Raw genomic sequence first — 13,530 nt, forward strand, 5'->3', positions numbered from 1 at the left:
GTAGACACATGGATTTCGCAATGCTTCCGCCGGAGGTCAACTCCGGACGTATGTACGCCGGGCCGGGCGCGGGGTCACTCCTGGCCGCAGGGGCAGCCTGGGATGAACTAGCCGCCGAACTGCACCTCACCGCCGCCAACTACCAGTCGATTATCTCTGGCCTTACCAGCGGAGGGTGGCAGGGCGTCTCGTCGACGCGCATGGCAGCCGCCGCCGCGCCGTACATCACGTGGCTCACCGCCACCGGGGCGCAGGCCGAGCAGGCCGGCGCACAGGCCAAGGCCGCGGCCGCTGCCCACGCGGCAGCGTTCTCGATGACGGTGCCGCCACCGGTGATCACCGCCAACAGGGCGCAGCTGGCGACGCTGGTCGCGACCAACTTCTTCGGCCAGAACGCCCCGGCCATCGCCGCGACCGAGGCCATGTACGCCGAGATGTGGGCGCAAGATGCCACCGCGATGCTCAGCTACTCGGTGGCCGCGGAGGCGGCGTCGCAGATGGCACCGTTCGGGCCTCCACCGCAGACCGCCAACCCCGCGGGAACCGCGGCGCAGGAGGCAGCCACCGCCCAGGCCCTCGGGCAAGGGGCCGCACAAGCGGCGGTCAACGGAGCGATGGAGGTGTTGCCGGGCGCGGCGCAATCGACCATTCCCCCGGTCATCGCCGACATTCTCGCCGATCTCGGGGCCTGGGGAGCCTCTCCGATTGGAACTGCACTGAGCCTCACCATCATTGCGGCCTTCATCCCCGAATACTTGATTGCCGGCGCCGCACTTCCGTCCCCCTTCGGCTTGGAAGCGGCATCGCCGATGTCCATCGCGGCGGGCGTACCTCTCGGCCTGGCACCGACGTTGGCCGCACCTGCCTCGGCGGGCCTGGCCTCGGCCACCTCGGCCTCCGTGGGCAGCGCACAGTCGGTCAGCGGCTTGTCGGTGCCCAAGGCCTGGGCCACTGCCGCCCCGGAGATGCGTTTGGCAGCAGCTGAAGTCGATGCACCCAGTGTGGTGGCCGCAGAAGGATTCGGCGGCGGGATGCTCGGTGGGATGCCCCTGTTCGGCGGCGCACCGTTGATGGCGATGGGCGGCCGTGGCGCGAACGGTCAGTACCGGGAGAACAAGTCGGTCGAGGAAGCCAAGCGAAAGGCCGTCAAGGGAAGACGATCAACCATGTGGTGAGCGAGCCACCCAATCTGTAGACATCAATTTCACAACAAGGAGACAAGACAGTGGCTACACGTTTTATGACTGACCCGGACGCGATGCGTTCGATGGCGGGTCGTTTTGATGTGCATGCGCAGACCGTGGAGGACGAGGCTCGTCGGATGTGGGCGTCGTCGACGAACATTTCCGGTGCGGGTTGGGGTGGTCTGGCGGAGCGTACGTCGATGGACACCATGGGTCAGATGCAGACGGCGTTTCGCAACATTGTGAACATGCTGCATGGTGTGCGCGATGGGTTGATTCGGGACGCGAACCACTATGAGCAGCAGGAAGCTGCGTCGCAGCAGATCCTGTCGGGCAGCTAGAGCGAGAAGGAGACTGCAGATGTCGATTAACTACCAGTTCGGTGATGTGGATGCTCACGGTGCGTTGATTCGTGCTCAGGCGGCGTCGTTGGAGGCGGAGCACCAGGCGATCGTGCATGACGTGTTGGCTGCCGGTGATTTCTGGGGTGGCGCTGGTTCGGTGGCGTGCCAGGAGTTTGTGGCGCAGTTGGGCCGGAACTTCGCGGTGATCTACCAGCAGGCGAACTCGCATGGTCAGAAGGTGCAGTCGGCCGGCAACAACATGGCCAACACCGACGCCTCGATTGGTTCCAGCTGGGCTTAGGCCTGGCTGGCGACGCCCGTCGTGACAGACATTCCCTAGCACCACAACCGAATTCCTCACCCAGAGTTCCAAGGAGAGCACCACCGTGACCGACAAGACTGCTGACGACATACTCAAGCTGATCGCCGATGAACAGATCGACTACGTCGACGTCCGATTCTGCGATCTGCCCGGAGTAATGCAGCACCTGTCGATTCCGGCGGCGGCCTTGGACGCGAGCGCGTTCGAGGATGGACTGGCATTCGATGGATCTTCGATCCGCGGATTCCAGTCCATCCACGAATCCGACATGATGCTGCTCCCCGACTACTCCACCGCGCAGATCGACCCGTTCCGGGCGGCCAAGACGCTGAACCTCAACTTCTTCGTCCACGACCCCTTCACCCGCGAGCCCTACTCACGCGACCCCCGCAACATCGCCCGCAAAGCCGAGAACTACCTGGCCAGCACCGGCATCGCCGACACCGCCTACTTCGGCGCCGAAGCCGAGTTCTACATCTTCGACTCCGTCAGCTTCGACTCCCAAATCAACGGCACCTTCCACAAAGTCGACGCCGCCTCAGGCTGGTGGAACACCGGACGCACCACCGAACCCGACGGCACCCCCAACCTCGGCTACAAAGTCCGCCCCAAAGGCGGCTACTTCCCCGTCGCCCCCAACGACCAATACGTCGACCTCCGCGACGTCATGTCCACCAACCTCACCAACGCCGGCTTCACCGTCGAACGCGGCCACCACGAAGTCGGCACCGGCGGCCAAACCGAAATCAACTACAAATTCAACACCCTGCTCCACGCCGCCGACGACCTCATGCTCTTCAAATACCTCATCAAAAACACCGCCTGGGCCCACGGCAAAACCGTCACCTTCATGCCCAAACCCCTCTTCGGCGACAACGGCTCCGGCATGCACGTCCACCAATCCCTCTGGCAAACCGGCACACCCCTGTTCTACGACGAAGCCGGCTACGCCGGCCTGTCCGACACCGCCCGCCACTACATCGGCGGCATCCTGCACCACGCACCCTCACTACTGGCCTTCACCAACCCCACCATCAACTCCTACAAACGCCTCGTACCCGGCTACGAAGCCCCCATCAACCTCGTCTACAGCCAACGCAACCGCTCCGCCTGCGTACGCATCCCCATCACCGGCACCAACCCCAAAGCCAAACGCCTGGAATTCCGCTGCCCCGACTCCTCCGGCAACCCCTACCTGGCCTTCTCCGCCATGCTCATGGCCGGCATCGACGGCATCAAGAACAAAATCGAACCCGCCGCCCCCGTCGACAAAGACCTCTACGAACTACCCCCCGACGAAGCCGCCCAAATCGCCCAAGCACCCACCTCACTGGCCCAAGTCATCGACAACCTCGAAGCCGACCACGAATACCTCACCGAAGGCGGCGTCTTCACCCCCGACGTCATCGACACCTGGATCAACTACAAACGCGACAACGAAATCACCCCCATCAACCTGCGCCCCCACCCCTACGAATTCGCCCTCTACTACGACTGCTGAGGCCGGGCGCTGAGTAGGGCACTCACGGAAGAGACTGGGCGCCCTGCTCCGCCTTCTCCTTGAGTCGTTCCAGGGTGAGCCGGATGTGATCGGCATTCGCGCCGTTGCGATCGGAGACGCCGCTGATCAGCCGACTGATCCCGATAATCCAGCGGGGCCGGTGATCCCAGGTGCTCTCGGTGACCTGGCAGCCGCCGTCGACAGGGGCGATGTCGTAGGCCCAGCGGGCCACCGGGATGACCGACGATCGCACGTCGAAGGCGAACCGCCGACCGGGCTCGGCGGCAACGACGGTGCAGGTGGTATTCCAGCTGTGTGAGCCGTTGCGGTTGGCGCCGCTGAACTTCGCTCCGGGGGTCGCCGAGTCGCCCTTGCGCCACTGCATGGCAACGGTCTCCTCGGCGCAGTCCGCCAGCGAGGTCAGGTCGGTGATCAGCGCGTAGACCGCCTCGGGGGCGGCCTGAATGTGCATGGTGCCGGTTGCTGAGGGTGGGGAGGTCTCACTCATTCGGCGATCATAACGACGCCGTACCGCTGTTTAAGGCGCCAGCGCAGCAATGATGTCGGCAGCTGAAGCCGCACGGGCACTTCGGTACCCGGTCCCCGCCCACAGGTTGGTCCCGTGCGGATCGTCGTGGGTCACCGCTGCCGCGCGGATCGGCGCGGTCATGTGATTGATCTCGGGGTATCCCACCGGTGCCACGTCCTCGAATGCCCTGGTGAAATCGTTTTCCAGGCCTCGTGCGTAGCGTCCGGAGAAGGCACACGTGACGGTGGTGTTGACGAATTCCGGATTAGTCAACGCAGCTCGATGCGTCGGATTGGTCCCCGCTTCGTGAGCCAGGAGCAGGGCGGTGCCCACCTGAGCGGCAACCGCACCGTTGCGCAGCACCCCGGCTACCTGTGCCGCGGTGCTGAGTCCGCCGGTCGCCACCAAGGGCACATCAGGATGAGCCCGGCCGATCTCAGCCAGCAGGTGTTCCAGGGAATCGGTGCCCGGCCGCACGTCCGGCGCAAAAGTGCCCCGGTGCCCGCCGGCGCCGGGACCCTGCACCACCAGCGCCTCGGCTCCGTGTCCCAGGGCAACACCGGCTTCGTAGGCCGAGGTCACCGTGACCATGGTCAGGATGCGCATCTCCCGCAGCCACTCCAAGTCGTCGGGCGGCGGTGTCCCGAAGGTGAACGACACTACCGTGGGCCGCAGGTGGGCAACCACGTCGAGTTTCTCGGGCCAGCAGTCGTCGTCGCCAAAGCGCGGCTCCCCCAGTTCCACCCCGTAGTGTTCGGCCAGCGGATCCAGCAGGTCAGCGTAATCGTCGAGAAGCACCACGTCGGCGTAACTGGGCTGGGGCACAAACAGATTGACCCCGATCGGTCCGGTGGTGAGTGCGCGCGCGGAGGTGATGTCGTCAGCTAGCTGCTGCGCTGTGCGGTAGCCGCCTGCCACGAATCCCAGTCCACCCGCCTCCGATACCGCAGCTGCCAGCGCCGGCGTGCTGGGCCCGCCTGCCATCGGCGCGCCGACCAGTGGGACTGCGAGTTCGGAGAAGCGGAACGCCATTGCCCTAGCCTGCCATCGACCGCAGCCGACGCGGCAGCGCCCCTTTCGAGCGGTAAGGACCCAAGACGGCGACTCCGTATGGCTGGCTCAGCAGCCGCCGCGCAACGGCATTGACCTCGTCGACGGTGACTGCGGACAGCTCCCGCAGCGTGCGCGCGATGGGCCGCTGACGCCCGTAGTTCAGTTCACTGCGGCCCAAACGATTCATCCGCGAACCGGAATCCTCCAAGCCCAATACCAGTCCGCCGCGCAGCGACCCCTTCGCGATCCGACACTCGTCGGCAGTGATGCCGTCGCGCGCCACGGATTGGAGTACCTCGGCGGTCACGGCCGCGACTTCGGCGAATCGGTCAGGTTGGCACGCGGTATAGACCGACAGTGCTCCTGCATCGGCAAACGTGTCCACCGACGAGTAAATCGAGTAGGCCAGCCCGCGGGTCTCCCGGACCTGTTGGAACAGCCGGGAACTGAGTCCACCGCCCAGAGCGGTGTTGAGCACCGCCAGCGCCTGGCGGTGCTGCCAACTGCGTCCGGGAGCGCGTACCCCCAGAGACATATGGGTCTGGTCGGCATCGCGGTTGACCAGGGTAAGGCCGGGAACACCCGGTACTCGCGCGGCACCGCGCCGCGGAGCGGCAGGCTCTCGACCTCGAACCAGGCGATGCCCGAAGTGTTCTCGCACCAACGCCACGACGGTGCTGTGGTCGATATTGCCCGCGACGGCCACCACCATGCGCTCGGGTGTGTATCGGCGCTGGTGAAATGACCGCAACTGTGCGCGAGTCATCGATGAGACCGATTCGACGTTCCCGATCACTGGGCGTCCGATCGGGTGGTCGCCGAACAGCGTCGACAAGAACACATCGCCCAGCGCGTCCTCGGGATCGTCGTCGCGCATGGCGAGTTCTTCGAGAACGACGTCACGCTCAAGATCGACATCGGCGGCCGCGCAAGAGCCATTGAGGACGACGTCACTCACCAACGCGACGGCCAGCTCGAGATCGGTGTCGAGCACGTGGGCGTAGTAGCAGGTGTGCTCTTTGCCGGTGAAGGCATTGAGCTCACCCCCGACGGCGTCCATCGCCTGGGCGATGCCGGCCGCTGTGCGGCTCGGGGTGGCCTTGAACAACAGGTGCTCAAGGAAGTGCGCCGCCCCGGCCACCGTGGCGCCCTCGTCACGCGATCCGACTCCGACCCAGACGCCCACCGACGCCGAACGAACCGCAGGGAGGTACTCGGTGACCACCCGCAGTCCGCCCGGCAGGGTGGTGCGTCTCAGTGTGGCGCGCGTGGGCGCCGGCGTGTCAGCTCTGGGCGGGCGCGGCATCGGCAGGCTCAGCGGAACCCGCTTCTTGGGTCGCGTCCGCTGCGTCGTCCACTGGCACCAGCGAGATCTTGCCGCGGTTGTCGATGTCAGCGATCTCCACGCGCAGCTTGTCGCCCACCTTCACCACGTCTTCGACCTTGGACACCCGCTTGCCCTTACCGAGCTTGGAGATGTGCACCAGCCCATCCCGGCCCGGCAGCAGCGACACGAAGGCGCCGAAGTCGGTGGTCTTGACCACCGTGCCCAGGAACCGCTCGCCGATCTTCGGCAGCTGCGGGTTGGCGATCGCGTTGATCATGTCGATCGCCGCCTGCGCAGAGGGGCCGTCGGTGGCGCCGACGAACACGGTGCCGTCGTCCTCGATCGAGATCGAGGCACCGGTCTGCTCGGTGATCGAGTTGATCATCTTGCCCTTGGGCCCGATCACCTCGCCGATCTTGTCTACCGGCACCTTGATGGCGGTGACGCGCGGCGCGTACGGGCTCATCTCGTCGGGGGCGTCGATGGCCTCGGCCATCACCTCGAGGATGGTCAGACGCGCGTCCTTGGCCTGAGCCAGCGCCCCCGCCAGAACCGAGGACGGGATTCCGTCGAGCTTGGTGTCCAGCTGCAGGGCGGTGACGAAGTCCTTGGTGCCGGCGACCTTGAAGTCCATGTCACCGAACGCGTCCTCGGCACCCAGGATGTCGGTGAGCGCGACGAACCGGCGCTCGGTCTTGCCGTCGACCTCGACGTCATCGGAGACCAGACCCATTGCGATACCGGCGACCGGAGCCTTCAGCGGCACACCGGCGTTGAGCAATGCCAGCGTGGAGGCGCAGACCGACCCCATGGAGGTCGATCCGTTGGAGCTCAACGCTTCCGAGACCTGACGGATGGCGTAGGGGAACTCCTCGACGCTCGGCAGCACCGGAACCAGGGCTCGCTCGGCCAGGGCGCCGTGCCCGATTTCGCGACGCTTGGGCGAACCGACCCGGCCGGTCTCACCGGTCGAGTACGGCGGGAAGTTGTAGTGGTGCATGTAGCGCTTGGACTTCTCCGGTCCCAGCGAGTCGATCTGCTGCGCCATCTTCACCATGTCCAGCGTGGTCACACCCATGATCTGGGTCTCACCGCGCTCGAACAGTGCGCTGCCGTGCGCCCGCGGCACGATCGCTACCTCAGCCGACAATGCCCGGATGTCGGTGATACCGCGACCGTCGATGCGGAAGTGGTCGGTCAGGATGCGCTGGCGTACCAGCTTCTTGGTCAGGCTGCGGTAGGCGGCACTGATTTCCTTCTCGCGGCCCTCGTAGGTCTGCGCAAGACGCTGGACGACCTCGGCCTTGATCTCCTCGGTGCGCTCGTCACGCTCGGCCTTGCCCGCGATGGTCAGTGCCTTCGCCAGCTCGTCGGTCGCGACCGAGGCCACCGAGTAGTAGACGTCCTCACCGTAGGGCGGGAACAGCGGGTAGTCGGCGGTCGGGCGGGCAGCAGCGTCGGCCAGCTCCTGCTGGGCCTTGCACAGCGCCGCGATGAACGGCTTGGCAGCCTCCAGGCCCTCGGCCACCACCGTCTCGGTCGGCGCCTGGGCGCCGGCTTGGATCAGCTCGATGACGTTCTCGGTGGCCTCAGCCTCAACCATCATGATCGCGACGTCACCGTCTTCGAGGGTGCGCCCCGCCAGCACCATGTCGAAGGCCGCGCCCTTCAGCTGCTCGACGGTGGGGAACGCCACCCAGGTGCCGTCGATCAGCGCCACCCGCGCGGCACCGACCGGGCCGGAGAACGGCAGGCCGGCGAGCTGGGTGGAGGCCGACGCGGCGTTGATCGCCACCACGTCGTACAGGTCGTTCGGGTTCAGGCTCAGCACGGTCACCACGACCTGCACCTCGTTGCGCAGGCCGTCGACGAACGACGGGCGCAGCGGGCGGTCGGTCAGACGGCAGGTCAGGATCGCGTCGGTGGACGGCCGGCCCTCACGACGGAAGAACGAGCCGGGGATACGACCGGCCGCGTACATGCGCTCTTCGACATCGACAGTGAGCGGGAAGAAGTCGAAGTGGTCCTTGGGGGCCTTGCTGGCGGTGGTCGCCGACAACAACATGGTTTCGTCGTCGAGGTAGGCGACGACACTGCCGGCGGCTTGTTGAGCCAGCCGGCCGGTCTCGAAGCGGATGGTGCGCGTGCCGAAGCTGCCGTTGTCGATGACAGCGGTGGCTTCGAATACGCCTTCTTCAATTTCAATTGCAGACATAAAAAGCCGTATGGCCTTTCCTGGTTCATTCAGCTGTTTTGCAACGTCAGACGTGCGTCAGCGAAGGACCTGGATGCGGCTACGGTCGTCGATCGAAGCGGCCGGATCTTTTTGAAACGTGCTTTCAGACCCGGCTGCCACTACCGAAGACCGCCCGACTCGAGGTCTGGCTGATCGCAGACGAACGTGTCTCGTCGTGACGTGCCGGAGTGGCCCACGCGGCTGCACGGGCCACACCGACGTCCGGACCTGGTAGGCCCGGAACGGTTTCACTCTAACAGGCAGCGACTGCTGCCGACCCTGATTCGTCGTCAGCGACGCAGGCCGAGGCGCTCGATCAGCGAGCGGTAACGCGCCACATCGGTCGCGGTCAGGTACTTGAGCAGACGACGGCGCCGACCGACCAGCAGCAGCAGTCCGCGCCGCGAGTGGTGGTCGTGCTTGTGCTGCTTGAGGTGCTCGGTGAGGTCGACGATCCGCTTGGTCAGCATCGCTACCTGAGCCTCAGGCGATCCGGTGTCGGTCTCGTGCAGGCCGTAGCTGGCCAGGATCTCTTTTTTCTGCTCGACGGTCAGCGCCACAACAAATCTCCATCAATCGGTACCGCGAATATCAACCTCAGTGGCCACCGCGGACTGCAGCGCACCGAGGCGCAACTCTAGCAGCGCAGCTGGCGGTCGTCCCAATCGCGCGGGCGATCACTCACCGGGGAGCAGGCCGCGCGTCTTCTCGACGTCGGTGTTCATCACCGCGACCAGGTCGGCCACCGAGTCGAACTTCTCCTGCCCCCGGATGCGGCTGACGAAGTCGACAGCGACTCGCTGTCCGTACAGATCGGCCGTTTCGTCGATCACGAACGCCTCGACGGTCCGCGCGCGCCCGGAGAAGGTCGGATTGGTGCCCACCGACACCGCGGCCCGACAACGCTGACCTGCAACGACAGTGCCGGGAACTTGGCCGTGCCCGAGCACGGTGAACCAGGCGGCGTACACCCCATCGGCCGGAATCGCCGCAAATGCTGACGGCGCGACATTGGCGGTCGGGAAGCCCAGCCCTCGTCCACGGCCGTCGCCGCGCACCACCAGCCCTTCGACCCGGTGAGGCCGCCCCAGCGCCTCGGCCGCCGCGGACACATCGCCGGCGTCCACGCAAGACCGGATATAGGTCGAGGAGAAGGTGACCGACTGCACGGCATCGGCGCGCTCGGCCACCAACGAGACCGATTCGACCCCGAAGCCGAACTGCTCCCCGGCCCGACGCAGCGTCTCGACATTGCCGGCTGCTTTACGCCCGAAGGTGAAGTTCTCGCCCACGACCACTTCCACCACGTGCAGGTGCTCGACCAGCAGCTGGTGGATGTAGCGGTCGGGTGTGAGCTTCATGAAGTCGGGCGTGAAGGGAATCACCAAGAACACGTCGATGCCGAACTGCTCCACCAGCTCGGCCCGTCGCGCCAGCGTGGTGAGCTGCGCCGGATGATTGCCGGGGTAGACGACCTCCATCGGATGCGGATCGAAGGTCATCAGCACCGTCGGCACGCCACGCGCCTGCCCGGCCTTCACCGCATGGGTGATCAACTCCGCATGCCCTCGATGCACACCATCGAAAACGCCGATGGTGAGCACGCACCTGCCCCAGTCTGTGGGGATCTCATCCTGCCCCCGCCACCGCTGCACGAGGACAAGCCTAAACTGTCGGGTTGTGAGCCCTTGGGAGCAGTCGGATGGGCTGAGTAGCGTCGCCCAGGACTATCTGAAAGTCATCTGGACCGCCCAGGAATGGTCACCCGACAGGGTCAGCACCAAAATGCTGGCGGAGAAGATCGGCGTGTCCGCAAGCACCGCCTCGGAGTCGATCCGGAAACTGGCGGACGCGGGCCTGGTAGACCACGAGAAATACGGGGCGGTGACCCTCACCGATGAGGGGCGACGGGCAGCCCTGGCGATGGTGCGCCGACACCGTCTGATCGAGACGTTTCTGGTGCGCGAACTCGGCTACGGCTGGGACGAGGTGCACGACGAGGCCGAAGTCCTCGAGCACGCCGTCTCCGACAGAATGGTCGCGCGGATCGACGCCAAGCTCGGTTACCCGCAGCGCGACCCACACGGCGACCCGATCCCGGCGCCCGATGGTCAGGTGCCCACGCCCCCGGCCCGGCAGCTGTGGGCGTGTGCCGACGGTGAGACCGGCACTGTGGCCCGCATCTCCGACAACGACCCCGAGATGCTGCGTTACTTCGCCCAGGTGGGCATCAGCCTCGACGCACGATTGCGGGTGCTGACGCGCCGCGACTTCGCCGGAATCATCTCGGTGGCTCTGGACGCACCCGAAGGCTCCGATCGCGCTCAGGCAACCTTCGATCTGGGCAGCCCAGCCGCCCAGGCGATTTGGGTGGTCTGAGCTCCCATGGCAAAACTTGAGCTGTCCCGTGAGCTGTCATTGCCGCCGGACGAAGCCTGGACCCATGCGTCGGATCTCGCCAAGTTGGGCGATTGGCTGTCCCTGCACCAGGGGTGGCGCTGCGACATCCCGGCCGAGCTCACCGCCGGTGCGACATTGGTCGGGGTGGCAGGCGCCAAGGGGATGCGCAATCGGGTCACCTGGACAGTCCGCAAAGTCGAACCCCCAGCTCTGCTGGAACTGACTGGGGACGGCGTAGGCGGCACCAAGTACGCACTGACGTTGGGTATCCGTCCCGCTGAGGCAGGATCGACGTTCGTGCTGCGGATGGACCTGGGCGGGCGGCCGCTGTTCGGGCCGATCGGCACCGCTGCCGTACGTGCGGTCAAGGGCGACATCGAGCGCTCAATCAAACAATTCGAATCGCTCTACACCTGAGATAGCGACCGGCCGCCATGCCGGGGAACAGCCGGCAGTCACCCGAGCAGACCCTTGGCGATGTGGGTGACCTGGACCTCGTTGCTGCCGGCGTAGATCATCAGCGATTTGGCGTCCCGGGCCAGCTGTTCCACCCGGTACTCGGTCATGTAGCCGTTGCCGCCGAACAGTTGCACCGCCTCCATCGCGACCTCGGTGGCCACCTCCGAGGAGTACAGCTTTATCGCCGATGCCTCGGCCAGCGTCGGGATCTTGCCGTGCTTGGCCTTCTCCAGCGTCTGGAACACCATGTTCTGCACGTTGATCCGGGCCACCTCCATCTTGGCCAGCTTGAGTTGGATCAGCTGGAATTGGCCGATGTTGCGGCCCCACAGGGTGCGACTCTTGGCGTACTCGACGCAGAGCCGGTGGCACTCGTTGATGATCCCCAGCGCCAGTGCGGCGACCCCGACCCGTTCGGCGACGAAGTTGGCCCGGGCACTGTCACGCCCGTCGCCGCCGGTGTGCTCTTCGGTCTCGCCTAGCAGCCGGTCGCGGCCCAGCCGCACGTCGTCGAAGAACAACTCACCGGTCGGCGAGGAGTGCATGCCCATCTTCTTGAACGGCTTGCCCTGGGTCAGGCCCGGCATGCCGGCGTCGAGGACGAAGGTGAGCACCTTGCGGGTGCGCGGATCGGCGCCGTCCTGTGCCGTCTCTTCGACGAGCTTGGCGTAGACGATGAGAGTGTCGGCGTAGGGACCGTTGGTGATGAACGTCTTCTGGCCGTTGAGGATGTAGTCGTCACCGTCGCGCCGGACATAGGTCTTCATCCCGCCGAACGCGTCGGAACCCGCATCCGGCTCGGTGATCGCCCAGGCGGCGATCTTTTCCAGGGTGACCAGCTCCGGCAACCAGCGCTCCTGCTGCGCCAGGGTGCCGCGCGACATGATCGTGGCTGCTCCCAGGCCGAGACTGACGCCGACCGCGGCGACCAATCCCAAGCTGACGCCCGCGAGTTCGCTGACCAGGATCAATCCCATCGAGGCCTGAGCGCCCAGATCGCCGAAGCCGCCTTCCGACGACGCCGCCGGCCTGCTCTCGCCTTCGGCGGTCTGCCTCGCGTGCGCCTTCTCCAGTCGGCTTTTGATGGCTTCGGCCGCGAGCACGTCGATCCCGAAGTCGGCGAACAGCTTCCGCAGGATCGGATACGGCGGCAGTTCGCCGCTCTCCAATGCGTCGAGGTTCGGCCGAACCTCCCGGTCGATGAATTCCCGGACGCTGTCCCGGATGAGTTCGTCGGTGTCGGACCACTCGATCATCTTTTACTCCGTCTCCTCAGCATCACTTCGTTCTGCATCGTCGCCGGCGGCTATGGCAACCTCGCCGCGATGTCGTCGATCTGCCAGATGCCTTCGGTCTCAATAGTGTCGGTGTCGTGCCAGCCGGCCAGCCGCGAGATGGCACCACCCTGCACCGCATACACCGCGCCGGTGATCGGACACTTCTCGGTAGCCAGGTAGGCCACCAGCGGTGAAATGTTGGCCGGACTGAACAGGTCCAACTCCCCGTCCTCCGGTTCTGCCATCAATGCGCCCATGCCGGGAGTCGCCAAGGTGAGTCGCGTACGGGCGATTGGGGCGATGGCGTTGACCCGCACCCCGTAGCGGTCCAGTTCCTCGGCGGCGATCAGGGTCAGTGCGGCGATCCCGGCCTTGGCCGCGCCGTAGTTCGCCTGCCCGGCGTTGGGCAGCGTAACCCCGGAACCCGAGGCGGTGTTGATCACGGCGGCGTTGGGCTGATCCCCTGCCTTGGACTGCGCCTTCCAGTAGGACGCGGCGTGGTGCAGCATCGCGAAGTGCCCCTTGAGGTGCACCTCGACCACGGCATCCCACTGCGCCTCTTCCATGCCCGGGATGAACGCGTCCCGCAAGATTCCGGCGTTGTTCACCAACACATCCAGCCGACCGAACTCGTCGATGGCCTGCTGGACAAGCCCTTGCGCGCAGGACCACTCGGAGACGCTGTCGGTGTTGGCCACCGCCCGCCCGCCGGCCGCCACGATCTCGTCGACGACCTGCTGCGCGGTGGTGGCGTCAGCACCCTCACCGGCATTGCTTCCGCCCAAGTCGTTGACCACCACCGCAGCCCCTTCGGCCGCGAAGAGCAGCGCGTGCTCCCGCCCGATTCCTCGGCCGGCGCCGGTGATGACGGCGACACGGCCTTCTAGTACACCCATTG

General features: G+C 65.8%; 14 protein-coding genes. 6 read left to right on the forward strand and 8 right to left on the reverse strand.

Annotation, left to right across the window (positions count from 1 at the left end; genetic code table 11):
* The first annotated feature begins 8 nt into the window (after window positions 1-8).
* From G6N09_RS01145 to glnA, 4 genes are all read left to right on the forward strand, one after another.
* On the forward strand, window positions 9-1,175 hold the full coding sequence (locus tag G6N09_RS01145; RefSeq protein ID WP_163752606.1) for a PPE family protein: 1,167 nt from the start codon (window positions 9-11) through the stop codon (window positions 1,173-1,175).
* Window positions 1,176-1,225: 50 nt separating this feature from the next.
* Entirely contained in the window at window positions 1,226-1,525 is a 300-nt protein-coding gene (locus G6N09_RS01150; RefSeq protein WP_083022909.1) for a WXG100 family type VII secretion target, read from the forward strand.
* A gap of 19 nt (window positions 1,526-1,544) precedes the next feature.
* Window positions 1,545-1,829, forward strand: coding sequence for a WXG100 family type VII secretion target (locus tag G6N09_RS01155; protein WP_163752609.1), 285 nt, complete (start codon window positions 1,545-1,547; stop codon window positions 1,827-1,829).
* An 85-nt stretch (window positions 1,830-1,914) separates the two neighbouring features.
* Window positions 1,915-3,351, forward strand: a complete 1,437-nt coding sequence (gene glnA / locus G6N09_RS01160; protein WP_163752612.1) for a type I glutamate--ammonia ligase — start codon at window positions 1,915-1,917, stop codon at window positions 3,349-3,351.
* Between the two features lie 22 nt (window positions 3,352-3,373).
* Here glnA and G6N09_RS01165 read toward each other — a convergent pair whose 3' ends face one another.
* The 6 genes from G6N09_RS01165 to G6N09_RS01190 all read right to left on the reverse strand — a co-directional run bounded on the left by G6N09_RS01165 (window position 3,374) and on the right by G6N09_RS01190 (window position 10,151).
* On the reverse strand, window positions 3,374-3,859 hold the full coding sequence (locus G6N09_RS01165) for an SRPBCC family protein (RefSeq protein WP_083027906.1): 486 nt from the start codon (window positions 3,857-3,859) through the stop codon (window positions 3,374-3,376).
* Between the two features lie 30 nt (window positions 3,860-3,889).
* Window positions 3,890-4,912: a nitronate monooxygenase gene (locus G6N09_RS01170; protein ID WP_083027907.1), complete on the reverse strand. Its 1,023-nt coding sequence runs from the start codon at window positions 4,910-4,912 to the stop codon at window positions 3,890-3,892.
* 4 nt (window positions 4,913-4,916) lie between these two features.
* On the reverse strand, window positions 4,917-6,239 hold the full coding sequence (locus G6N09_RS01175) for a M16 family metallopeptidase (protein ID WP_083027908.1): 1,323 nt from the start codon (window positions 6,237-6,239) through the stop codon (window positions 4,917-4,919).
* Window positions 6,217-8,475, reverse strand: a complete 2,259-nt coding sequence (locus tag G6N09_RS01180; RefSeq protein WP_083027909.1) for a polyribonucleotide nucleotidyltransferase — start codon at window positions 8,473-8,475, stop codon at window positions 6,217-6,219. Before G6N09_RS01180 ends, G6N09_RS01175 begins: the two co-directional genes overlap by 23 nt.
* A 311-nt stretch (window positions 8,476-8,786) precedes the next feature.
* Complete coding sequence (gene rpsO, locus G6N09_RS01185) at window positions 8,787-9,056, reverse strand: 30S ribosomal protein S15 (RefSeq protein WP_083027910.1); 270 nt, start codon at window positions 9,054-9,056, stop codon at window positions 8,787-8,789.
* Window positions 9,057-9,173: 117 nt separating this feature from the next.
* Entirely contained in the window at window positions 9,174-10,151 is a 978-nt protein-coding gene (locus G6N09_RS01190) for a bifunctional riboflavin kinase/FAD synthetase (RefSeq protein ID WP_083027911.1), read from the reverse strand.
* A gap of 25 nt (window positions 10,152-10,176) precedes the next feature.
* On the opposite strand from G6N09_RS01190, the gene mntR reads away from it, so the two are divergent.
* Both mntR and G6N09_RS01200 read left to right on the forward strand, forming a co-directional pair.
* A complete protein-coding gene (gene mntR, locus G6N09_RS01195; RefSeq protein WP_083027912.1) occupies window positions 10,177-10,875 on the forward strand; it encodes a manganese-binding transcriptional regulator MntR in 699 nt (232 codons plus the stop codon).
* 6 nt (window positions 10,876-10,881) lie between these two features.
* Window positions 10,882-11,313 (forward strand): type II toxin-antitoxin system Rv0910 family toxin, encoded by a 432-nt coding sequence (locus G6N09_RS01200; protein ID WP_083027913.1) that lies wholly within the window; start codon window positions 10,882-10,884, stop codon window positions 11,311-11,313.
* Between the two features lie 38 nt (window positions 11,314-11,351).
* Here G6N09_RS01200 and G6N09_RS01205 read toward each other — a convergent pair whose 3' ends face one another.
* Together G6N09_RS01205 and G6N09_RS01210 are read right to left on the reverse strand one after the other, a co-directional pair.
* Window positions 11,352-12,611: an acyl-CoA dehydrogenase family protein gene (locus tag G6N09_RS01205; RefSeq protein ID WP_083027914.1), complete on the reverse strand. Its 1,260-nt coding sequence runs from the start codon at window positions 12,609-12,611 to the stop codon at window positions 11,352-11,354.
* Window positions 12,612-12,661: 50 nt separating this feature from the next.
* Entirely contained in the window at window positions 12,662-13,528 is an 867-nt protein-coding gene (locus G6N09_RS01210) for an SDR family oxidoreductase (protein WP_083027915.1), read from the reverse strand.
* Between the last annotated feature and the right edge of the window lie 2 nt (window positions 13,529-13,530).

Source organism: Mycolicibacter minnesotensis (assembly GCF_010731755.1).
Taxonomy (GTDB): domain Bacteria; phylum Actinomycetota; class Actinomycetes; order Mycobacteriales; family Mycobacteriaceae; genus Mycobacterium; species Mycobacterium minnesotense.

Coding starts and splice junctions, on each gene's coding strand:
- G6N09_RS01170 (WP_083027907.1), bottom strand. CDS start 4,912: ATGGCGTTCCGCTTCTCCGAACTCGCAGTCCCACTGGTCGGCGCGCCG.
- G6N09_RS01200 (WP_083027913.1), top strand. CDS start 10,882: ATGGCAAAACTTGAGCTGTCCCGTGAGCTGTCATTGCCGCCGGACGAA.
- G6N09_RS01155 (WP_163752609.1), top strand. CDS start 1,545: ATGTCGATTAACTACCAGTTCGGTGATGTGGATGCTCACGGTGCGTTG.
- G6N09_RS01165 (WP_083027906.1), bottom strand. CDS start 3,859: ATGAGTGAGACCTCCCCACCCTCAGCAACCGGCACCATGCACATTCAG.
- G6N09_RS01210 (WP_083027915.1), bottom strand. CDS start 13,528: ATGGGTGTACTAGAAGGCCGTGTCGCCGTCATCACCGGCGCCGGCCGA.
- G6N09_RS01180 (WP_083027909.1), bottom strand. CDS start 8,475: ATGTCTGCAATTGAAATTGAAGAAGGCGTATTCGAAGCCACCGCTGTC.
- G6N09_RS01145 (WP_163752606.1), top strand. CDS start 9: ATGGATTTCGCAATGCTTCCGCCGGAGGTCAACTCCGGACGTATGTAC.
- G6N09_RS01205 (WP_083027914.1), bottom strand. CDS start 12,611: ATGATCGAGTGGTCCGACACCGACGAACTCATCCGGGACAGCGTCCGG.
- G6N09_RS01175 (WP_083027908.1), bottom strand. CDS start 6,239: ATGCCGCGCCCGCCCAGAGCTGACACGCCGGCGCCCACGCGCGCCACA.